Source organism: Mucilaginibacter celer (assembly GCF_003576455.2).
Classification (GTDB): domain Bacteria; phylum Bacteroidota; class Bacteroidia; order Sphingobacteriales; family Sphingobacteriaceae; genus Mucilaginibacter; species Mucilaginibacter celer.
In genome coordinates, this window is the sequence record NZ_CP032869.1 from 4735658 (window position 1) to 4758145 (window position 22488).

Consider the following 22488-nt stretch of genomic DNA (forward strand, 5'->3'; position numbering starts at 1 on the left):
AAACTCCCTGTAGATATCCCCATTAATTCACTTCGATGACTTTCACCCCCCAGGGCTCCAGTTTTAAATTACCACCTTTGCTTATCGCCTGGCCTGATAAAAGTTCTTTACCATTGCTATAAGGATAGGTGATACTGCTTTCATTAGCCGAATAGTTAAAATAGTAATGAACTGCTTTTCCATTTTGGTTAATACCTTGCTTGGTAACTAAAGGCCAGGCCAGTTGCTGGTCGTCTCCCCATAAACCAACCGATTTCACCTCATCAGCAATCAGCTTATCAGTAACCGCATTGGTGGTAATGGCGCCTATGTAAGTTGCCACGCCCTTGCCATAATTGTTTTGGGTGATGGCCGCGTATTTGCCCCAAACCGGGTGATCATAATAAGCCAGCACTTTGGCCGTGGTTGGTGTGATGAGCTCCATCCAGGTGTTGAGCTTTTTATCCTCGGGTTTCAGGTTCCAGTTATCCACTTTTAATGAGGCGTTGCTGGGCTCGGTAAACTGGCTGTAGTAAATTCCGCAGGCTTCGTTAATGATGCCGGGCTGGTGCGTGGTGCGCACTTTTACATTTTCGTCGGCAAAACCGCTTTTAAAAGTGTAGATAATATGGCCACCGTTTTTAACGTAGGCGTTGAGGCGTTGCAGCAGGCTATCCGGTGCGGCGTACAACAGTGGCACGATGAGCAGTTTATAATCTTCGATATTTTTACTTGTGGGGTCAACAAAATCGCAGCCTACGTTCATGTGGTACAGGCCGTCGTAAAACTGGCGCAGTACATCGTTATAGCCGGTGCGTACGCCCCATCCAAAACCAAAAGCTTTAAAGCCGCTCAGCGCCTCGTTGCTGAACAGGATAGCTACATCGTTTTTCTTTTTCAGGTTGATGAGTTTGGCGCTCAGCCTGTCGAAATCTTTGCCGATGGTTTTGGCTTCGTCGTAAACGGGGTTGGGTTCAAAATCATGGCTTAACAAACCTTTCCAGTAAGTTTCGGCCGAGTTATGGATGGAGTGCCATGGCCAGTAGCTCACCATGTTGGCACCCGATGCCAGGTGACTGAAAGCCTGCAGCCTTAATTGGCCCGGATAAGGCACCCATTGCGGGAAGCCCTGTGCCTCGGTTTCGATGGTGAGGTAATTTTTGCCGCCTTTCATCGATCGGGCCACATCGCCACCGAAAGAGATCTCTACACCGGTAAGTTTATCCTGGCTGGGGTGGTAAATATCGATACCTGCTATATCCAAAGCTTTAGCTGCCGCGAAGTGATCAACATCCGGCTGGATCCCGAAGGAGAAACCATGCCATTCCAGATCGAAGTTTTGGGTAATGAACTGGTCGGGGCGTTTGTACTCGCGTACTATGGCCGCCTGCCAGGCTAAATAATCGGTAACTAACTGCCGTTGAAATTTGGCAAACTCGGCAGCAAGGCTACCGTTGATGGTGCCGATCATCGATGGAAAATCGTCCCAGTTATTGATCCGGTTGCTCCAATAATCGAGGCCGAAAATGTGGTTGATATTATCGAGCGTTTTGTATTTGGCTTTCATGTAATTTACAAACAGGGCCTGCACATTTGGCCCGGCAGTGTTGTAAGCCTTGGTTTCATTATCCACCTGGTAGCCTATCACTGCCGGGTTATCCTTTACATGCTCCATTATTTTGCGGATCACCCGTTCGGCATAAAAGCGGTAGTCTTTATTGCTGATATCCATGTTTTGCCTTGCACCATACTGGTTTTGGCCCGATGGGGTAATGGCCAGTATTTCGGGATGTTTCTTCACCATCCAGGTGGGTACGGCATAGGTTGGCGTGCCGATGATAACGTGGATGCCTGCTTTTTGCATGGCGTTCAATACCCTATCAATATGTGTAAAATCAAAAACGCCATCCTGCGGCTCCTCGGTGCTCCAGGTAGATTCGGCTATGCGTACCACGTTAATGCCGCAGGCTTTCATCATCTGCACATCTTTATCCAGCCGTTCGTAAGGCATGTACTCATCGTAATAAGCTACGCCGTAAAGCAGCTTATCCATTTTAGGATATTGGGCTACGGCAGGCAAAACAAAAAGTAACTGCACAACAAGCAGCAACAGGTAAATCTTTTTCATAAAAAGGCTAATTTCAGGCTAAATGGCTTATGCTGATGAAAGTACAAATTAATTGTATTTTTAACACACAATAATAAATTATTTTGTTTGTGAAACAGATGTAGTAGTACACACCCTTTTTATTGCAGCTTAAAAACTGATATTAGCACCCTGTTGTATTACCTGTATAACCGTTTATAACCTGTTATGAAAACAACCCTCCGCTACCTGTTGGTACTGATATTTTTCTGTAGTTTGTTTAACACCATGGCGCAAACCAAGCGCCTCACCTATTGTAACCCACTCAACCTTGATTATGGTTATACACCTTTCGAGACCTTTGCAAGCTGGGGAAAGCACCGCGCCACGGCCGACCCAACCATGACTTTGTTTAAAGGCAAGTACTACCTTTTCTCTACCAATCAGTTCGGCTACTGGTGGAGCGACGATATGCTGAACTGGAACTTTGTGTACCGCAAATTTGTCCGTCCGTACAATGAAGTTAAGGGCGATGAACTTTGCGCGCCAGCTACGTTGGTTTTGGGCGATACCCTGCTGGTGATCGGCTCTACCTATAATAAAGATTTTACCCTGTGGATGAGCACCAACCCCACGCACGATGATTGGAAAGCTGCCAAAGATTATTTTAAAGTAGGCGCATGGGACCCCGGCATGTTTGCCGATGATGACGGCCGGGTTTACATCTATCATGGTTCAAGCAATACCTTACCATTGTACGGCCAGGAAATTGACCGCCACACCTTCGAGCCCATCGGCCCCAAAAAAGAAATGGTAAAACTTAACCCCGAAGAGCATGGCTGGGAACGTTTCGGTGAGCATAATGATAATGTTTTCCTGCTGCCATTTATCGAAGGTTCGTGGATGAACAAGTATAAAGGTAAATACTATCTGCAATTCGGCGCGCCGGGTACCGAGCAAAGCGGTTACGGCGATGGCGTTTTTGTAGGAGATAAACCGCTGGGGCCGTTCACCTATCAAAAACACAACCCATTCTCGTACAAACCGGGCGGCTTTGCCAAAGGTGCCGGGCATGGGGCAACCTGGGCCGATAAATATGGCAACTACTGGCACATCAGCACCATGGGCATCTCCGTAAAAAACAATTTTGAGCGCCGCATAGGCTTTTGGCCGGCAGGTTTTGATAAGGATGGCGTGCTGTACAGCAATACCGCTTACGGCGATTACCCGCACTACCTCTCTAACGGACCGGAAGATCACCTGAAAAGCAATTTCACCGGCTGGATGCTGCTTAACTACAACAAACCGGTAGAAGTTTCATCAACCCTCGGCGCATACGCGGGCAATAACGCCGTAGATGAAGATATCAAAACCTTCTGGAGCGCCAAAACCGCCAATAAAGGCGAGTGGCTAAAAACCGATCTGGGCGAAGTGAGTACCATCAATGCCATTCAAATAAACTATGCCGATCAGGATGCCACGTTTATGGGGAAATCGTTAGGTGTTTACCATCAGTACATCGTTTACTCATCGCTTAACGGTAAAACATGGAAGCCATTGATCGACAAAAGCAACAACCGTAAAGATGTTCCGCATGATTATGTTGAGTTGAAAACTCCCGCTAAAGCACGCTATATAAAAATGGTAAACCTACATATGCCTACCGGCAAATTCGCCTTATCGGGTTTAAGGGTGTTTGGTAAAGGTGGTGGTGCAAGGCCGGATACAGTTCAAAACCTGATTGTGCTGCGCGGCGATAGCGAGCGCCGTAACTCCTGGCTTAAATGGAAACCTAATGATAATGCTACCGGCTACACCATTTACTTCGGCATAGCGCCCGATAAGTTGTACAGCAGCATAATGGTGTATGGCCGTAACGAGTACTATTTTAATGGGATGGATAAAAGTTTGCCATACTATTTTCAGATAGAGGCTTTTAATGAGAATGGGATCTCGGCGAGGACTAAGGTTGTAAAGGTGGACTGATAAGCAAGTTAAATTTTTCTGGCAAAGCGCTAAGGCGCAATGAAAAACGTTAATATTTTTAGAAGTTGTTTAAAGATCACTATATCTCCGAGCGTCATTGCACGAAGCAATCGCGGACTATAAAGGGCGGATTTGCTTCCGTGCGATTGCTTCGTGCCTCGCAATGACGGCTTTTATATATTTTTAAACAACCTCCTATAAATATAGAACTCAAAAAATAAGCCTATCTCCACCCATGCTAAAACCACTATCCACCCTCATCATAACCCTGTTTTTATTCACCCCTGCCAAAGCTCAGCAACCAGCCGACAGCACCCTGAAAAAATCGCCCCTAAAAACACTCACCGATAAACAGTATACCTTATTAATTACCGGCGAGTATTTATTTGATGATATAAACCAGGTAGCCCTGCTTAACCACTACCCCATGCCGGGCGATGCTTTGAAATTTAAAAAAGAGCTTTCACTTAGCCCTAACCAGGTTACCAAACTCGCCGCCCTGGCTACCGAACTGCACCGCAAACGCGTTGAAATGGGCAATTTTATTGTTACCAACGAAACCACTTTAGATAAACTGCTAAAAAAAGGTACCGACAACGGCAGCATTATTTTTTATGCCAACCGCTCGGGATTGTACTATGGCGAGCTTAGAAATGCCATTTTGCAGGCTTGTGTAAGCACCGGAAACCTGCTTGCGCCGGGGCAGGTGAGCAAACTGGAAACACTGTTAAACCATTAATTGACAATATACCGTTAGATTTGCTTAATTTAGCGCCTCCAAATAAAATGTATGAAGATCACATTCGATTTTGAAAAGCCACTGGCTGAGTTACAGCAGCAGATTGAAAAGGTAAAACAGGTTGAGGAAAAAAATAAACTCGACATGTCGGCCACCGTTGCCGAACTTGAAGGTAAGCTGGAAGAAGCCAAAAAAGATATATACAACAACCTTACCGGTTGGCAAAAAGTTCAGATATCACGTCACCCCGAAAGGCCTTATACTTTGCAGTACATCGAGCTGATGTGCGATGATTTTATTGAACTGCATGGCGACCGTACCGTGGGCGATGATAAAGCTATTATTGGCGGTTTCGGTACTTTGAATGGTCAGACGGTAATGTTTATCGGTCACCAGAAAGGCCGTAACACCAAAGAGCGCCAATACCGCAACTTCGGTATGGCTAACCCCGAGGGTTACCGCAAAGCTTTAAGGCTGATGAAAATGGCCGAGAAATTCAACAAGCCTATTGTCACCCTGATTGATACTCCGGGAGCATATCCTGGCCTGGAAGCTGAAGAGCGCGGTCAGGGTGAAGCCATTGCCCGCAACCTGCTGGAGATGGCCGTATTGAAAGTGCCGGTTATCTGCGTAATTATTGGCGAAGGTGCATCGGGCGGTGCATTGGGTATTGGTATTGGCGATAAGGTGATGATGCTGGATAACTCATGGTATTCGGTAATTTCGCCCGAAAACTGCTCAACCATCCTTTGGAAAACCTGGGAAAATAAAGAGCGCGCTGCCGAGGTATTGAAACTAACCTCGACAGAAATGTTGAAAAACAAACTGATTGACGGGGTAATTAAAGAACCACTTGGCGGTGCCCACCAGGATCCGGTTGCTATGGCAGGCATCCTGAAAAAGCAATTGCTAAAAGATTTGAAAACCCTTGGAGAAAAAAACATCGACGAACTGGTTGCCGAACGTATCGACAAATTCTGCTCGATGGGTGTAGTTAATGAATAACCCGTTTTTTTGATTCAGATATTGAAAGAGCTGCCTGCAAGGGTGGCTCTTTTTTGTTTGATTGAGGTTGTGTCCGTCCGTTTCCCTCCCCCTACATCTTCGGACAACAGGGCTCTTTTTTGTTTATACGCTAAAAAAAAAGCGGGGGCTTGTGCGATTCCCTCTCATGGGAGCATAGCCGTCAACTTAAGCAAAAAGCGGTGGAATTGTGCGATTCCCCTCTTGAGAGGGGTGGAGGGGTGTGTTATTCTGCGCGAGGTCATCGCTCGTATAACACACGCCTGCTCTCGCTCTTTCCCATCGCGCCTCCTCTAAAGAGGGGAGTTTAAAAGCTTGATATCTTAAATTGACGGCTATTCCCCTGGGAGGGACTCAAAAAACTTGTCCACCTTCTTTCCACATCCCACCTAACAACTTATCTATTCCTTATCTTTATAAAACCTCAAACTATCTTATCATGACAAAGGAAAATACCCCGCTGCCCACTACCCGCATGGTTACCATAGATGCCAACTCCTTTTGGTTTTACTGGATTGCCTGCCTGGCACTTTATACCTGCAATCATTTCAGGATTACGCCTGGTGTAAGTATCTGGATAATGAACGCCGTAAGCGATTATATCATCATTGCCCTGTTTCTTACCCTGTTTCTTTACCTTGCCGGCCGGGCTATAAAAAGCGCCGAAGCCTTTAAACGCTACAACCTGTTTTGCTATGTTTTTCAGTCGGTAACGCTACTTTTCCTCATTTATAAAGTGTTTTTTTGAGTTAGATTTGCCGCATGCCATCAGCCTACTACGAAGATCAAATTTTCACCAAACTCAACGCCCGCGAGCTTAGCCCCGGCAATTATGAAAACTGTAAATTCATCAATTGCGACCTTGCCAATGCCCATCTTTACGGCTTTACTTTTGTTGATTGCCTGTTTGATACCTGCAACCTGCTACTGGCCGATGTAAGCAGCACCGGACTGCAAAACATCCGCTTTAAACATTGTAAGCTAAGCGGTGTAAACTTTGGTAAAGCCGATGATTTTTTGTTTGAGGTGCATTTTGAGGATTGTATTCTGGATAATGCCGTTTTTTACAAAAAGAAAAACAAAAAGGCCGTATTTACCGATTGCTCCATGATGGAAACCGATTTTACCGAGGCCGACCTGAGCGATTGTAAATTCAACAATTGCAACCTTAAAAACGCTTTTTTTAGCCGTACGGTGTTAAAAAATGCCGATTTAAGCTCATCGTACAACTTTATCATCAACCCGGATGATAATGTGATTAAAAAGGCTAAGTTTTCGTTACATGGTTTGCCTGGACTACTTACTAAATATGATATCCGTGTGGGATAATATTTTGGCTGGTAATTAGTTAATATCAAAGTACAATACCTAAGCGTCATTGCGAGGCACGAAGCAATCGTACGTAGGCAAGTTCCTGTAAAGTTCGCGATTGCTTCGTGCCTCGCAATGACGGTGGCTTCATACCTTTTACCAATACAAACCTTATGCAAAAAACAATCCTGCTTTTTTCTTTTCTCCTGATTTCAACCGTTGCTTTAGCGCAATCAGATACTTCCATATTTACCAAATTCAACAATTTCAACAACAGCGTTTTAAATGGCGGGATAAAAAAAGCCGAAGCAAAAAAACAGTTTGAGGAAATAATGAGCTATATCAATTCGAAAGAGATAGTACGCAGCGAAGTGGTTACGAACAAAGGACAATGGGTATTCCCTTTAAAAGGCTATAAAAGCAGCGCCATAGGCGGTATCCATGGCAACGGCTATTTTGATAAAGGCTACAGATTTTTAGATGGCAACAAACACGGTGCCCATCCCGCTCACGATATTTTTATAACCGATCGAAACCAGGATTGTATTGACGACCGCACCCAAAAAACTGTTGACGTAATTGCAGTAGATGAAGGCTGGGTGATTTCCTGCACCAATAAATGGGAACCTACCAGTGATATGCGTGGCGGAAAATTTATCTGGATCTATCACCCGGCAAGTAAAGTTTTCACCTATTACGCTCACAACAACCATATTTTTGTAAAGCCCGGCGATCACGTAAAACAAGGCCAGAAAATTGCCGAAGTTGGTCGTACCGGTTATAACGCCTACAAAAAACGTTCACCAACCCACCTGCATTTCTCCGAGTTTAAACTGGTGGACGGCGTTCCTGTTCCTTTTAATCCTTATCAACAATTACTTAAAGCCAAAACCTTATGAAAGCCCTGATCACCTGCCTGCTATTGTTTTTCCATATTGCCGCCCCTGCACCCGATAATATTTTGAAACGTTTTGCAGTACCGGCAGGTTATCACCGCATAGCACCGCCTCCGGGCAGTTTTGGTGCCTGGTTACAAGCCTTACCGCTTAAACCGGCAGGTACATCCACCAAAACCTATAAAGGCGATATTGCCAGAACGGATGTGTACACCGCTGCCGTTATTGACATGAGCGTAGGCAACCAGGACCTGCAACAATGTGCCGATGCCGTAATGCGCCTGCGTGGTGAATATCTTTATCAACAGAAAAAATACAATGAAATAAGCTTCAACTTTACCAGCGGTTTCAAATGTGATTATGAGCATTACGCCAAAGGTTACCGCTATAAAAACGATCATTGGGTGTTAAAAACCAAACCCGACTATTCGTATCCAACGTTTTTAAATTACATGAACCTGGTGTTTTGCTATGCCGGTACCCTGTCCTTACAAAAAGAATTAAAAACAGTTACCAACCCTGCCGAGGTTAAGGCTGGCGATGTGTTTATCCACGGAGGATCGCCGGGACATTGTTTTATTGTGCTTGATGTGGTGGAGAACGCCGCCCATCAACAGCAGTTTTTACTGGCCCAGAGCTTTATGCCGGCGCAAAATATCCAGGTGTTAAAATACCTTTCGCCCTGGTTTGCTATGGATAAGCATAGCGGGATACTTTATGGCGAATTGATTAGTAAGGATTATTTGAAGCGGTTTTAGTTTTAGTCTTTTTATCCCCCCTACGTCATTGCGAGGCACGAAGCAATCCCCGACTTACAGAGAGGCCCTGTATAGTTCGCGATTGCTTCGTGCCTCGCAATGACGTGGCTGAGAGTAATTGAAGTTACCTTTTCTCCACCCTATCATAAAACCCGCCAAAACTGTTCAGTTTCACAGCATCCTCATTAAAAAAATCTCCTGGGAAGCCCAACTCGATAGCGCTTACCTGGTTTAATTTTTGGATATGTTCGGGACTTAGTTTGGTATCTGTGGCTTTAAGGTTATCGTTTAGCTGCTCCAGCTTGGTGGCCCCTACTATGGGGATGCAGCTCAGGTCGCGGTCCATCATCCATTGCAGGGCAACGTGGCTTTCGGATACGCCCAGCTCGGCGGCTATTTCAACTACGGCTTCGGTTATTTTGATGGCACGGTCGTTTCGGCGGTTGCTTTCGGGTTTTACACGGCCTTGTTCGCCGCGCAGGTATTTGCCGGTGAGTGCGCCGCCTGCCAGGGGGGCCCATGGCGTAACCGTCATGCCGTAGTGTTTGGCCATGGGCAGCAGTTCGCGCTCGGCGGTGCGGGCCAGCAGGCTGTACTCTACCTGTAGGGCAATAAACTGGCTCCAGCCCATCAGCTCGGCAAGAGTATTGCCTTTTGATACTACCCAGGCAGGGGTATCGCTAATGGCGGCGTAGGTTACTTTGCCTTGTTTAATCAAATCGTCGAGCCCGCGCAGCACCTCATCAATGGGGGTTATATTATCCCAGATGTGCAGGTACAGCACATCAATAAAATCGGTTTTGAGGCGTTTGAGGCTTTCTTCAACGCTGCGCATCATGTTTTTGCGGTTATTGCCCGATGCATTGGGGTTGGTGATGTTATCCTTCAGGGTGTATTTGGTGGCCAGCACAAAATAATCGCGATCATGATTGCCGAGGTATTCGCCTATTATTTTTTCGCTGGTGCCCAGTTTGTATACGTTGGCGGTATCAATAAAATTGCCGCCGGCGTTGGCAAAGGCATCCATAATGGCAAAGCTGCCTTCCTTATCGGCTCCCCAGCCTGCCTCGGTACCAAAGCCCATAGCGCCAAGGCACAGTTCGGATACTTTAAGGCCCGAGCGGCCTAATAGTTTGTAGTTCATATGTTTATTTATGGTGATGTTGTGTGCTTTAATTAATATATATAAGCCGTCATTGCGAGGAACGAAGCAATCCCCAACAGGCAGAGAGGCTTAGCAAATCCGTCCTGTACAGTATGGGATTGCTTCGTACCTCGCAATTGACGTGGGGGATACAGCACTTTTATTCGCTCATTTTTAAAACAGCTTTTAAGAAAACACATTCCAACCTCCTCTTATCCGCCCATTTTAGGTGCTATAAAAATTATTACGGCGGTAATAAAAGCCGCGGCTACACCTACCACAATTTCGCCGCCTATCAGCACATAATGCCCGGCTGTGCGGCGGTGTTTGTTGGTTTTAAAAGCTTCCTGCCGGTAGGTATCTACATACACCGAATCGTGAAGCAAGGCGGTATCTTTTACTGCCGCGGCAGTGGGCTTAAAATAATCGGAAGTGTAGGGTAGTTTGTGTCGATATTTTTTCCAGGCGGCGTTATCCAGCCTGAAGCTTTTGGCATCGGTACGGGCCACTTTTATCACGCTGTCGCGATGGGCCAGGTTTTGGGCACAGGCGCAGCATACCCATCCAAATAATACCAATAGTAAAATACTTTTTTTGTAACCCGCTTTCATTATTACTGATAAGGCCATCTGCCCAAACAATCCTTCCTTTTGCTTTGTACTTATTAATACACTGCTAATATACCAAATTATGAAAATCATCACCCTGCATATCCCTACCGATCTGAGCCGGCTATACCTGTTATTAAAGGAAAAACTGAACCCCATATTTCATGAGCAACGCCAAACTGATCTTAATTTCAGGATTGAACTTAATGATGATGCCATCGAGATTTCGCAACCGGAAATTTATGAGGGTGCTTTGTTCAGCATTGCCATTAATGGTGCTGAACTGTGGATAACCCGTAATGAACATTATGTTGATGATGTAAATTCTCTTACCATCGAATCTATCCTGAATGATTTGTTTAGTGATATTGCCGGTAATTTGGGGACTGACCTGGTGCAGGAGGGGTGAAAAAGCTGAAAGCTTAAAGCATAAAGCCGAAAGCTTTTTTGAACTTAATTTCAAGAGATTAGTGATTGGAGAATAGAGATTAGTTCTCTATGTCCTTAAAGCCTTCAACTATAAAACAATGCACAAAAATCTTTGCGCCTTTGCTACTTTGCGCGCTTAATTCTTAAACTATAAAACAATTCACAAAAAATCTTTGCGGCTTTGCGCCTCTGCGTGCTCAATTTCAAGAGATTAGTGATTGGAGAACAGAGATTAATTATTTGTTTACTTAAAGCTTTCAGCTCTCAAACAATTCACAAAAATCATTGCGCCTTTGCTACTTTGCGCGCTTAATTCTTCAACTCTCAAACAACCCTCAAAAACCTTTGCGCCTTCGCGACTTTGCGTGCCCAATTCTTCAACTCTAAAACAATGCACAAAACCTTTGCGCGCTTAAATCCACCCACCATATAAAACTTATTTTTAAAGAAATATCTTTAGCTTTATCATAAAACCCCATCCTATGCCTAAAATATACTATTTGCTTTTCCTGTTTATATTTTCTGCATCTACCTTAAAGGCACAATTACCTGCCGGCATTAAAGGTGAACCGGTTATTATTAACAGCGATACCCTGTTTAAATTTTATGCCCCGCAAGGCATGTTCAATACCCGCGAGCGCGCCGGGGTGGTTACAGCACGCCTGCAGGCGCTTATTAACCGACTTGACTTTAAGCCCGATTCGTTAAATCTTGTTAATGACAGTACGATATCTGTTATCTCGTACAACAACGAGATCGTTATGGCTATCAATGATAAGGATGCCTCGTTTTCCGAACTCACCCGGCCCCAACTCGCGGCCAATTATCTATCGGTATTGAAACGCAAATTAGGTAATGTGTTTGAAAACAACAGTGTTAAACAGATTGTAACCAATATACTCGAAGCAATTGCTGTGATTATTTTGGTAGCGCTGCTGATATGGGGCGTTAACAAAGCATTCAGATTTATAAGGCTAAAAACCATCAAAGCCTGGGAAAGCCGGATGGAAAAACTGGCAGCTAAGGGCGCTCCTGTTGGGTACGCCCACCGGCTGCTTCCTTTTATTAATAATCTGGTAAAGCTGGTAAGGCTAATAATCATCCTGCTGTTGATTTATTTGGCGCTGCCATTACTTTTTTACATTTTCCCGTCGTCAAAACCTTTCGCCGTACAGTTGATAGGGTTTGTGGTCGATCCGCTGAAGGATATCCTGCTGGCCGTGGTGCATTTTATACCTAATTTGCTTACTATAACCGTTATTTATTTTGTAACACGTTATGTGGTAAAACTGGTAAAGTTTGTAGCCCGAGAAATTGAGAACGGCGCCATCACCCTTAAGGGTTTTTACCCGGAGTGGACTATCCCAACGTATAACATTATCCGCGTGCTGATGTATGCTTTTATGTTTGTGGTGATATTTCCTTACCTTCCCGGCTCACAATCAAAAGTTTTTCAGGGCGTTACGGTATTTATTGGTGTACTGTTCTCATTGGGTTCTTCCTCGGCCATATCCAACATGGTATCAGGCATTGTACTAACCTACATGCGGCCCTTTAAAATAGGCGACCGTATTAAAGTTGGCGAAATTGTGGGCGATGTGATGGAGAAAAACCTGCTGGTAACCCGTGTACGTACCATAAAAAACGAAGACATCACCGTACCCAATGCTAATATTTTGAACGGGGCTACTGTTAACTACAGTTCATCGGCAAAAACGCTGGGCCTGATATTGAATACCAGTGTTACCATTGGTTATGATGCGCCATGGCAAACCATACACAATTTGTTAATCAGCGCCGCCGAAGCCACCGAAGGTATTTTAACCGAACCCAAACCCTTCGTACTGCAAACCGCGCTGAATGATTTTAATGTAAGCTACCAGATAAACGCTTATACCGATCAGCCCGGCAGAATGGCTGTGATCTACTCGCAGCTGTACCAAAACATCCAGGATAAATTTAATGAGGCCGGTGTGGAGATCATGTCGCCGCATTTTACGGCTGTGCGCGATGGCAACCACATTCAGATACCGGATAATTATGTTGCAGAAGGATATAGTAAACCGGGGTTTAAGATTGAAAAGGATTAAGGAAGCGAAAAGCAGAAGGCTGAAAGCCTAAAGCCAAACATAAACGCAATATGCCAGCTTTGAGCTTTCAGCCTTTTGCTTTCAGCTTAAAATATTCTGCTTTCAGCTTAAAAAGCTACCCGTTAATCCAGGTAAACTTATATTCCAGCATGGGGTTTTTCATACGCTCGGCAACACGCAGTAAACGGGCAGGCAGGTTCATTACGTAATCGCGGGCTTTTTCGCCGGCTTCGTTCAGGTCGGTTACGCTTTCTATGTGCCAGTCTTCAAGTAGTTCTTTCAGGATATCAACATAATCAATAGCGGTATAAATACCTAAACGCTGGGCTGCATCGGTAAAGTGACCAAAGGTTTGGCCAACTTTTAAACCAACTTCCCTTAAAAAGTGAGCAGGCATTACAATCTTTTTGCGCATCATATCCTCAAAGGCTATCATGGCTTCGCTTGGGTCAACCTCAAATATTTTTTCGATAAAGTATTTGTAAGCTTTGGCGTGGCGGGCTTCGTCTGATGCAATTACGCCGCACATTTTTGAGAGCAGCGTATCGCCATATTTTTTAGCCTGCGATGCCACGCGGCGGTGCGATACGTTGGTGGCCAGCTCCTGGAAGGAGGTATAAATAAAGTTACGGTAAGGATCGTGCCCGGTACCGATATCAAAACCATCGGCAATAAGGTACTGCGTTGAGATCTCCATCATACGCATATTAACCCGGCCCGACAGATAAAGGTATTTATTAAGCAAATCGCCGTGGCGGTTTTCTTCACCGGTCCAGTGGCGGGTCCAGCGCATCCAGCCGCCTTCTTCGTTATCTGATACCCCTTGCACCATGGTTAACCATGATTCGTAGGTAGGCAGCGCCTCCTCGGTAATGGTATCGCCAATTAATACGGCAATCAAATCATAAGATAAGCCTGCGGCGCTTTCCTGTAGTTCTTTGATCTCGCTAAAAAATGAATCTCTTGAAGAATCAGGCAAAAAATCAGAAGGCTGCCAGATGGTATCAATGGGCTTTAAATACTCATTGATCTTTTCTAACATGAACTTCTCAATGTGCACCATTACTTCTCTGCGCTTTTCTACAAAAAATTCCATAAATCAGGTATGTTAATCCGCAAAGGTAACATTATTTGCAACAATAATGTTTACCAATTTCAGGGCCTGTCGGCAATTGCGTCAACCATACACGATGGCAGCGTTTCCACAGCAGGTTTACCGGTAAATAATGAAAAACTGCTGTTATAATCCCAAAGCATGCCCGGGATTTCCAACCGTTTTAAAGCTTTCCTAACTGCTTTAATGTAGCGGCAGCGGCTGTCTTGGTCGGCATACTTGTTATATACCCCGTACTCGCCGCAAATAATGGGTACATCGTATTTAAGCGCCCAGTTTTTCACTATTTGCAGCTTATCATTTATTGATTGTTCGTTACCATCGCGCGGATACATACGGTAGTTGCTTTCGCCGGGGGTGTTTTTTGCTTTTGGGTTAAGTGTAGGAAAATTTTCCGCACTATAAGGAAATGATACCCCGGTGGTAGCCACCTGGTCGCCCACCCAATCGGCACCCTGGTGGGTAAAAAAAAAGGGTTCGTAAAAGTGAAAGGTGTAAATGATATTTTCGTCGGCCAGCCTTTCAAAGCGGCTCAGCTCGTAGATGCTGTTATAGTTTGAGGCACCTACAATAAGCGTGCGCTGCTTATCAATTTTACGTATGGCGGTTACAATATTATATGCGGCGTCCTTCCACACTTTGGGGTTAATATGGGGCGGTTCGTTATATACCTCAAAAAATAAGTTGTTATAACTTGTGTTATTATACCTTTTGGTTAATTTTAGCCACAAATCAATTATTTTAGGTGTTTCGGTGAGATAATTATTATCGCTTAACTGGCCGTAATGGTAATCTATAACCAACTTAAATCCGTATATGTCGCATTGTTTAACTACTTTATCTATATAGGTAAATAATTGCGCCGTGGTGATTTTTGAGCTGAAGGAAGTAAAAGCAACGGGCAGCCTGATGCTTTTAAAGCCAAGCTTTTTAAGCAGTAAAAAATCGGCTTTGGCTGGGGCATTTTGGGCAAGGTTGTTTTCATCCCAGGTTTGCTCCAGCCATGAAATACTGATGCCGTTATTTAAACTTTTGGCACGCGCAAAAGCCAGCGCCCGGGCCTTTTGGGTAATTGGACTGCTTTTTGCAAACAAGTTTATTGCTATTAGGAATATTAACAACAAACTTATTTTAACTATCGTAAAACGAATATTTTTGTTAACCAATATTTTAACTGATTTAATCAACACAACGGCCTTAATTTTTAATTACAATTCAAGATAACGAATAATGTTTGTTCAAATTACTAACGAAGAATTAATTAGAGAGACCTCAAAAAAAGCGTGGTACCAAACCAATAATATAATCTGGACAATTATATTCCTGTACCCCCTGTTTAGTATTGTTGATTACATCTATGCCAATAACTACTGGCTGCAGTTTTTTATTATCCGTATCATTACCATTTTAGTTATCTACGGGCTTTTCAGTTATTTTCAGCATAAAAAATTCAGTTACCGCATATTGCTGCATATCAGCTTTTTCTTTTTGTCAACCACGGCGGCAGTGCTTTGCAATTTGGTTAACATTCAGTTTTTAACGGTTTACTTTTTGTTGTTTGCCACTATTATTTTGTTTTTTAACCTGCAGGTTTTTTGGGAGCCGCTAAACTCAATCATTCAAACCATGATTGCGCTTTTGCTGCTGGCCATATTTTTTAACCAGCTAAGCGAATACAACCTCGATTTGGTGCTGAGCAACGGCGGGCAGGTGTTTTTTATCATCGCGGCGGTATCATGCTTAATACCGGGTGCCAGATACAAGGTGATTTTGCGCGAGGTACGCTCACAGATCCTGATCGAAAAATCGAACGAGCAGTTGAAACAGCAAAACAGGGATATCAACGAAAAAAACAACCTGATTGATATGCAGTACGAACAACTGCGTAAGTTGGACAGCCAGAAAAACAGCTTTATCAATATTGCCGGTCACGATTTAAAAAACCTCATCGGCTCGATAGTGATGAGTAATAATATGATCAAAGAAGAGGAGTTTCGCCTTAGCACCGATCAGAAGGAGTTTGTGGGCTACATTTCCGAATCGGCCGATAAGATGCAGTATATGCTTAACAAGCTGATGGATGTGAAGGAGATCGAATCGCCGGAGATGAAGTTTAATATGGAGATCTTCGATATCAACGTTGAGGTGATGCACGTTTTTAAAGGCCTGTACGAAACAGCCCAGATGAAAAACATCCACCTTGTTGATAATGTACTGAAGCTGCCGCTAAACGTACGGTTGGATAAAGTATTTACAGGCCAGGTATTTCAAAACCTGTTATCAAACGCTATTAAATTTTCGCAAACCAATAACAGCATTAAGGTAATTACCAGCCTGCAGCGCCAGAAATTTGTTTTTGAAATTATTGACGAAGGCATCGCCATTGGCCAGCAGGAACTGGATATGATGTTTAACAAACTCAAAACCCTTAACGATACCCACGGCGTTACCGAAAGCCGCTTAGGTTTGGGCTTATCAATAGCCAAACTGATGACGCAGGAAATGGGCGGCGAGCTTACCTACCGCAGCGACGACAACGGTAATTATTTCAGAGTAGAATTTTACGTAATAAATTAACATTTATAAATCGATGAATAAGTTTTTTACCTTATTAGCCTTTATCCTACTATTCAGCACGGCTTCATGGGCCCAGGGCAATACCATTGCATCCTTTAAAGCCTATGGCCACGAAGATGATGTGATATACGGCATGAGCGGGGCCACTTCATTTTATTTCAAGATCACTCCTTTAACCGAAATGAATGGTAGTAAGCTGGTTTTATACTTCGAGCCATCGCAGGCGCTGTTAAAAAACCAGAGTTACATTAACCTGGTAATTAATAACAAGCCGGCTTTCAGTACCGTGCTGAGCAAAGATTCGATCCAGAAGATCACCCTTAACCTGAGCCGTGCCGATTTGAGCCCCGATAAGTTTTTAAAAATCCAGATCAAAACCCTGCTTACCATCTCCGGCGATCAGTGTAAGGACCTGGATAACCCGGCCATGTGGTTAAAGGTTAAAAACTACTCATACCTGTCATTGGTTAAAAGCAATAAAAACTTTTTTGATAACGTAAACATCAGCAACTGCTTCGACTCGAAAAAAGCTATCGTTTACCCATCAAACCCTACCCTGAACGATTTAAAGGCCGTTGCATGGGCTTATTCAAGATTAAAGAAAACCCAAACACGTGATATTGCCGTTTACGAAGAAAGTAAACTGCCCGATAGCGTGCGCAACTACATCCGCGTAGGCGAAATTAATGCCCTCCCTGCCGATCAGCGCGATTTGATAAAAGTTACCCCGCAAAACAACCAGGGTTTGTTTTACCTGCACAAATCGGTAAGTACCATTACCGATAGCATTACCCACATGATTGAGGTTAAAGGTGCCCTGGTACCGGTTAAAACCGTAACATCTGAGCAGGCCCCTAAAGAGGTGCTGTTTATTACCGGCGGCGGCGATAACGGCTATAATCAGGCCATCACTGCCCTGGGCAATATGAACGTGCTTAACTCAACCTACGGCGATTACCTGCTCATTAACAAAGCGCAAAACACCTTCTTTAAAACCATCGACGAAAACCGCTCCAAACTATCGCTTAAACAAATTGGCGGCGTGAGCGACTTTTTATCAGGCATTGGTAGTTTAAAAAGTGCTTACAGCTTTAAAAACAGCGATTTTAGCTTTACCCCTAAAGAGGTGGAGATCCGCTTTATTGCCAACTACAGCGCACTGCAGCCCGGCGACCGCGGCTTTTTTAACATCTACCTGAACGGTTTACTAATCAGCAGCGAAAAGCTCGATCAGTCGGGTAAGCTGAACAGTGCTATCACCATTAACCGTTACCAGCATCATAAGTATAACACGCTGGAGGCCGAATTTAGGTTTTATCCTATCACCGGTAACTGTAAAAACAGTTTTACCAACTTTTTTGCCGAGGTTGACGTTGATAAATCATACCTGGAATCAAAAAACCCTTTCATCACCTCCGACTTAAGCTTTTACCAGTATCCCGAAGCATTTAACAGCGGCACTACCCGCATTGTGGTGAGCGAGCAATATGCCAAATACGCTGCCGGTGCCATGGGCGAAATTATTTACGAGCTTAACAACAACATCAACGCCAACAACTTCCCCGAGTTTGTTTACTCGAAGGATATTAAACCGAACGATTTAAAGCAATACAACATTATTGCCCTGCTGGCAAAAGATGATAAGCTGCTTGATGAATTTGCCGATGCGCCTATCAAATTCAATAAAGATTTCCGCCTGTATAATACCGATAATAACAAGGTGGTTTACGCCCTCTCGGATACGGTATCAAACGGCCTGGCGCAGATCTTTTACGGGCGAAGCAATAACGCCACGCTGGTGCTTACCGCTACCGGCAGCCACATTGCCGAAGCCTTCCTGGCGGCATCGCGCTCCATTACCGAGCAGCTTTCAACCCTATCCAGCAACGTGTGTATCTCGGATGTTAACTCCAATAAATACCTGTTCAACATCAACAAATCATCCGAAAACCTGGAGTATATCGATACCAAAAGCGGCTTAACCCGTTTCTGGGACAGCTATAACCTGTACATTTTGCTGGGCATCCTTATCCTGATCCTGCTATCGTTCCTGTACGTACGATCGAAAGTGCAAAAATCGCAGGAGTTGTTTAACGATTGATATTGCTCTGCAATAAGGCATCATCATACATCAGTATTATAACCGGCCCGCTAACTTATATGGCCGGCCGGTTATAATCTTCTTTCAAAACCTTTATATGGATACACTGAGTATTTCAATTCCCGAAATGTTGGTTGCCGATGGGTTCATCTCGCCGGCCGACCAGGAAAAGATCAACGCTTTTTCCGAAAAATCGGGTATGTCATACCTCAAAATAGCCCTTAACTTCGGCTATATCTCGCGCAAAAACTTCGAACGCTCTATGATTAACGCAGGCTATAGCTTTGCCGAGATCAGGGAAGAAGCTTTTGATAAGGAAGTACTGGCCAAGGTCGATCTCAAGTTTGCCAACGATCAGCTCGGCCTGCCCCTCCGCATCGAAAACAACCGCGTGGTAACCGTAGTGGCCGACCCCAGCAACGAACTCTTTCTTGATTTTGTTCGCTTTACCTTTGATATGGAGCCCCGGGTTATCGTAGCCTCCGATTTGGAAGTTACCTGGCTAAGCCACAAGCTTACCGGCGAAAAATATGTTAAAGCCTCGGTTTTTGAACTGCTTAAGCGCGACCCCAAAAGCTCGGCCTCTACCACTTTTACCACCCCGCAGCTGGTATTTATTTTTGTGCTGATAGGTTTAATCACCATCGGTTTGTTTGTCAATTTTAAAAACACCTCCATTGGCTTAAACGTAGTTATCAGTCTGTTTTTTTTGGTAGCCATTGTGTTTAAGCTATTTTTGGCGCTGGTAGGTTCGCGGTTTGAGCTGCACCAGGCAGTTACCAAAGAGGATTTACGTAATGTAAAGAACGAGGAGCTGCCCGTTTACACCATCCTGCTGCCGGTTTATAAAGAAGATAAGCTGATCAAAAAACTCATCTGGAACCTGCAAAGCCTCGATTATCCACGCCAGCAACTGGATATAAAACTGCTTATTGAGGAAGACGACGCCAAAACCCTCGGTGCCGTTAAAAACCTCGATTTCCCGGCCGTGTTCGAGGTAATTGTGGTGCCTTTCCACATGCCTAAAACCAAGCCTAAAGCCTGTAACTACGGTTTGCATTTTTCGAGGGGTAAATATCTCACCATTTACGATGCCGAAGATATCCCCGATACCGATCAGCTTAAAAAAGTGGTGGCCCTGTTTGGCAAACTGCCTGCAAACTATATCTGCATCCAAAGCGCGCTAAACTACTTTAACCGTAACGAAAACTTCCTTACCCGTATGTTTACCCTCGAGTATTCGTACTGGTTTGATTATATGCTGCCCGGTTTGGATACGCTGGATATCCCCATCCCCCTTGGCGGCACCAGTAACCACTTTAAAATGGATGCCCTGGTTGAACTTGGTGCCTGGGACCCGTTTAACGTAACCGAAGATGCCGACCTTGGCGTACGCGCCTACGCCAAAGGCTACAAGGTGGCCATTGTAAACTCCACCACTTACGAAGAAGCCAACAACCACTTCTGGAACTGGATTCGCCAGCGCTCGCGCTGGATTAAGGGCTACATGCAAACCTACCTGGTGCACATGCGCAACCCGGTGGCCCTCATCCGTAAAATTGGCTGGAAAGGTTTCCTGGGCTTTAACTTTTTTATCGGCGCCACCTCGGCAACATTCCTGGTGTACCCGCTGCTGCTGGCCATATTTATCTGCTATTTGATATTCGATTTTTCAACCATCCGCAGCCTGTTTCCCGATTGGGTGCTCTTTATGTCCATCTTCAACCTCATGGTGGGTAATATCCTCATGATTTATGTAAACATGATGGCCGTGTTTAAACGCCGCTTTTTCGAACTCATTTTGTTTGCCATTGCCAACCCCATTTACTGGTTGATGCACTCAACGGCGGCTTATATGGGCCTCTACCAGTTAATCACCAATCCGTTTTACTGGGAAAAAACCAACCACGGCCTAAGTAAGGTTAATAACCCAACCAACGTTGTTAAATGAAAATTACCAAAACCACATACCTGTTTATATTTACGCTGGTACTGGCAACCTGGTACCTTATATTAGGCATTTACCTTAACCACCTGGGCTATTACAACCCCGAAAGCCTTTTTTATATCGAAAAAACAAAAATAGTTTTCGAGGGCATTGGCAACCGCCTTAAGGTAATGGGCCTCACCGCGCCCCTGCTGCCCTTTTACTCCACCTTTGTATTCTCCAGCATTAACAGCTACCTGGCCCCGGTAATAGCCTCGGCATTGGGTACGGCAGCCCTGTTTTTTTTGGTAGCCCGCTCGTTTAGCAAGCGCATTAAGGATGATTTTTATATTGTTATCGTAGCCCTGCTGTTTTTACTGCATCCGGGCATTATATACATGGCCTGCTCGGGCAAGGCCATTTATCTGGTAATTACCTTTGTGTTTTTGTTTTTCCTTAACCTGCTTAAGTTTTACCGCTCAAACACCACCTTCCACGTATCCATCGCCAGTATTTGTTTGGTAACGCTTATTTTTTGCGATTACCGCTTTATCTGGCTCACGCTGTTCTTTATCCCACTGGTACTATCCATTACACTGGCCAGCTTAAACCTGGGCGAAAAAGAATCCATCTTCCGCCTGTTTATGAGTTTTAACAGCCCATCGTTAAGGCGCAAGCTCATCAACAAAACCTTTGCCATTTACATAATACTGTTTATACTGCCCGTGGCATCGCTTATTTGCTATAAGCTGTTAAACCAAACCCACGCCTCCGATCTTAATTACTTTATCGAAAGCCCCCTGGCTACCTGGACGGTGCTGGTTGATAAGCTCAATTACGATACCACCGTAACCGCCGTAAACTACCAACTGCCCGAGTTAAGCATCCTGGTATCATTAAGGGTGATCTATTTTTGTCCGCTGATACTGTTTGGCCTGTACCTGCTGCGCGAAAGCACCTACCAGGTACTCACCATTTTAACCCTGTTTGGCTTTGTTGAGTTTTTGCACATTAAGTACGATAAGCTTTTCCTTACCTACCAGTACTACCTCATATTTTTGTTTGCCGCCCTGCTGTGCCTTATGTTTAAGGCCCACACCATCCGCAACCAAAAGGCACTTAAAATAGCGCTGAGCCTAATAATATTGCTGCAACTGTACACCGGCTACATTTTCCTCTCGGGCTCGTTAATAACCGATGAGCGTCGCTTTATCACCACGCTAACCCAGCGTAAACCCAACATTGACCAGGGCGAGAGCCAGGAAATTGCCGCCTACATTAACAGCCTGCCTGCCGAAGAGCATGTACTAATGGACGATGCCGTGGCCTACCCCATTGCCGCCTTCACCAACAACGTAAGGCAGCTAACCCTCCCCTACCAGCTCGACCAGTTTTTAAGTGCCGTAGAAACCCCCTACCGCTACGACGACTATATCCTGATAGCCACCCCCAAAAACCCCTTCACCGGCTACACGCAGCTCAACGATAAATACATCCCCGAAATTCGCCGGTTAAACAGCGGGGTGAACTATAAGCGGGTGTACGAAACCGACGGGTGGATTTTGTATAGGGTGGTGAATACGCAGTAGTTTCAGTTGGCAGTTTTTAGTGGCAGCGGCAGTGGCAGGTGTTAGTGGCAGTAGCAGTGGCAGTGGCAGTTACCCTGCCCCCAAGTCATTGCGAGTAACGAAGCAATCGCACGGACGCAAATCCGCCGGGC

General features: G+C 44.8%; 18 protein-coding genes. 13 read left to right on the plus strand and 5 right to left on the minus strand.

Going from position 1 to position 22488, the window contains the following annotated elements:
• Nucleotides 1-22: 22 nt before the first annotated feature.
• Nucleotides 23-2107: a beta-galactosidase gene (locus HYN43_RS19380; protein WP_205589789.1), complete on the minus strand. Its 2085-nt coding sequence runs from the start codon at nucleotides 2105-2107 to the stop codon at nucleotides 23-25.
• A 186-nt stretch (nucleotides 2108-2293) separates the two neighbouring features.
• Here HYN43_RS19380 and HYN43_RS19385 point away from each other — a divergent pair, with 186 nt between their 5' ends.
• The 7 genes from HYN43_RS19385 (at nucleotide 2294) to HYN43_RS19415 (ending at nucleotide 8778) form a co-directional block, all read left to right on the plus strand.
• Nucleotides 2294-4051 (plus strand): discoidin domain-containing protein, encoded by a 1758-nt coding sequence (locus tag HYN43_RS19385; protein WP_119410911.1) that lies wholly within the window; start codon nucleotides 2294-2296, stop codon nucleotides 4049-4051.
• A 235-nt stretch (nucleotides 4052-4286) separates the two neighbouring features.
• Nucleotides 4287-4790: a hypothetical protein gene (locus tag HYN43_RS19390; RefSeq protein WP_119410912.1), complete on the plus strand. Its 504-nt coding sequence runs from the start codon at nucleotides 4287-4289 to the stop codon at nucleotides 4788-4790.
• A gap of 51 nt (nucleotides 4791-4841) precedes the next feature.
• The gene (locus HYN43_RS19395; protein WP_119410913.1) at nucleotides 4842-5795 is read left to right on the plus strand and encodes an acetyl-CoA carboxylase carboxyltransferase subunit alpha; all 954 of its coding nucleotides are present in this window, start codon (nucleotides 4842-4844) and stop codon (nucleotides 5793-5795) included.
• Between the two features lie 457 nt (nucleotides 5796-6252).
• Nucleotides 6253-6561 carry a hypothetical protein gene (locus HYN43_RS19400; protein WP_119410914.1) on the plus strand — a complete coding sequence of 103 codons (309 nt, stop codon included), beginning with the start codon at nucleotides 6253-6255 and terminating at the stop codon, nucleotides 6559-6561.
• A 14-nt stretch (nucleotides 6562-6575) separates the two neighbouring features.
• Nucleotides 6576-7142, plus strand: a complete 567-nt coding sequence (locus HYN43_RS19405) for a pentapeptide repeat-containing protein (protein WP_119410915.1) — start codon at nucleotides 6576-6578, stop codon at nucleotides 7140-7142.
• A gap of 155 nt (nucleotides 7143-7297) precedes the next feature.
• Nucleotides 7298-8023: a M23 family metallopeptidase gene (locus HYN43_RS19410; RefSeq protein WP_119410916.1), complete on the plus strand. Its 726-nt coding sequence runs from the start codon at nucleotides 7298-7300 to the stop codon at nucleotides 8021-8023.
• Nucleotides 8020-8778, plus strand: coding sequence for a DUF4846 domain-containing protein (locus HYN43_RS19415; RefSeq protein WP_119410917.1), 759 nt, complete (start codon nucleotides 8020-8022; stop codon nucleotides 8776-8778). Before HYN43_RS19410 ends, HYN43_RS19415 begins: the two co-directional genes overlap by 4 nt.
• Nucleotides 8779-8902: 124 nt before the next feature.
• Here the strand turns inward: HYN43_RS19415 and HYN43_RS19420 are convergent, their stop codons facing one another.
• Nucleotides 8903-9922 carry an aldo/keto reductase gene (locus HYN43_RS19420; protein WP_119410918.1) on the minus strand — a complete coding sequence of 340 codons (1020 nt, stop codon included), beginning with the start codon at nucleotides 9920-9922 and terminating at the stop codon, nucleotides 8903-8905.
• 212 nt (nucleotides 9923-10134) lie between these two features.
• Nucleotides 10135-10551: a hypothetical protein gene (locus HYN43_RS19425; RefSeq protein WP_162996549.1), complete on the minus strand. Its 417-nt coding sequence runs from the start codon at nucleotides 10549-10551 to the stop codon at nucleotides 10135-10137.
• Between the two features lie 61 nt (nucleotides 10552-10612).
• Between HYN43_RS19425 and HYN43_RS19430 the strand changes: the two genes are divergently transcribed.
• Nucleotides 10613-10939, plus strand: coding sequence for a hypothetical protein (locus tag HYN43_RS19430; RefSeq protein ID WP_119410920.1), 327 nt, complete (start codon nucleotides 10613-10615; stop codon nucleotides 10937-10939).
• A gap of 502 nt (nucleotides 10940-11441) precedes the next feature.
• Nucleotides 11442-13049 (plus strand): mechanosensitive ion channel family protein, encoded by a 1608-nt coding sequence (locus HYN43_RS19435; protein ID WP_119410921.1) that lies wholly within the window; start codon nucleotides 11442-11444, stop codon nucleotides 13047-13049.
• Nucleotides 13050-13164: 115 nt separating this feature from the next.
• Here HYN43_RS19435 and HYN43_RS19440 read toward each other — a convergent pair whose 3' ends face one another.
• Nucleotides 13165-14145, minus strand: a complete 981-nt coding sequence (locus HYN43_RS19440) for an acyl-ACP desaturase (protein ID WP_119410922.1) — start codon at nucleotides 14143-14145, stop codon at nucleotides 13165-13167.
• A 59-nt stretch (nucleotides 14146-14204) separates the two neighbouring features.
• Nucleotides 14205-15257: a glycoside hydrolase family 5 protein gene (locus HYN43_RS19445; protein WP_162996550.1), complete on the minus strand. Its 1053-nt coding sequence runs from the start codon at nucleotides 15255-15257 to the stop codon at nucleotides 14205-14207.
• 136 nt (nucleotides 15258-15393) lie between these two features.
• On the opposite strand from HYN43_RS19445, the gene HYN43_RS19450 reads away from it, so the two are divergent.
• The 4 genes from HYN43_RS19450 (at nucleotide 15394) to HYN43_RS19465 (ending at nucleotide 22357) form a co-directional block, all read left to right on the plus strand.
• Nucleotides 15394-16740 carry a sensor histidine kinase gene (locus HYN43_RS19450; RefSeq protein ID WP_119410924.1) on the plus strand — a complete coding sequence of 449 codons (1347 nt, stop codon included), beginning with the start codon at nucleotides 15394-15396 and terminating at the stop codon, nucleotides 16738-16740.
• A 13-nt stretch (nucleotides 16741-16753) separates the two neighbouring features.
• Nucleotides 16754-18841, plus strand: coding sequence for a cellulose biosynthesis cyclic di-GMP-binding regulatory protein BcsB (locus HYN43_RS19455; RefSeq protein ID WP_119410925.1), 2088 nt, complete (start codon nucleotides 16754-16756; stop codon nucleotides 18839-18841).
• A gap of 97 nt (nucleotides 18842-18938) precedes the next feature.
• Nucleotides 18939-20792 carry a glycosyltransferase family 2 protein gene (locus tag HYN43_RS19460; RefSeq protein WP_119410926.1) on the plus strand — a complete coding sequence of 618 codons (1854 nt, stop codon included), beginning with the start codon at nucleotides 18939-18941 and terminating at the stop codon, nucleotides 20790-20792.
• A complete protein-coding gene (locus HYN43_RS19465) occupies nucleotides 20789-22357 on the plus strand; it encodes a hypothetical protein (RefSeq protein WP_119410927.1) in 1569 nt (522 codons plus the stop codon). The genes HYN43_RS19460 and HYN43_RS19465 overlap by 4 nt, the downstream gene beginning before the upstream one ends.
• Nucleotides 22358-22488 lie beyond the last annotated feature (131 nt).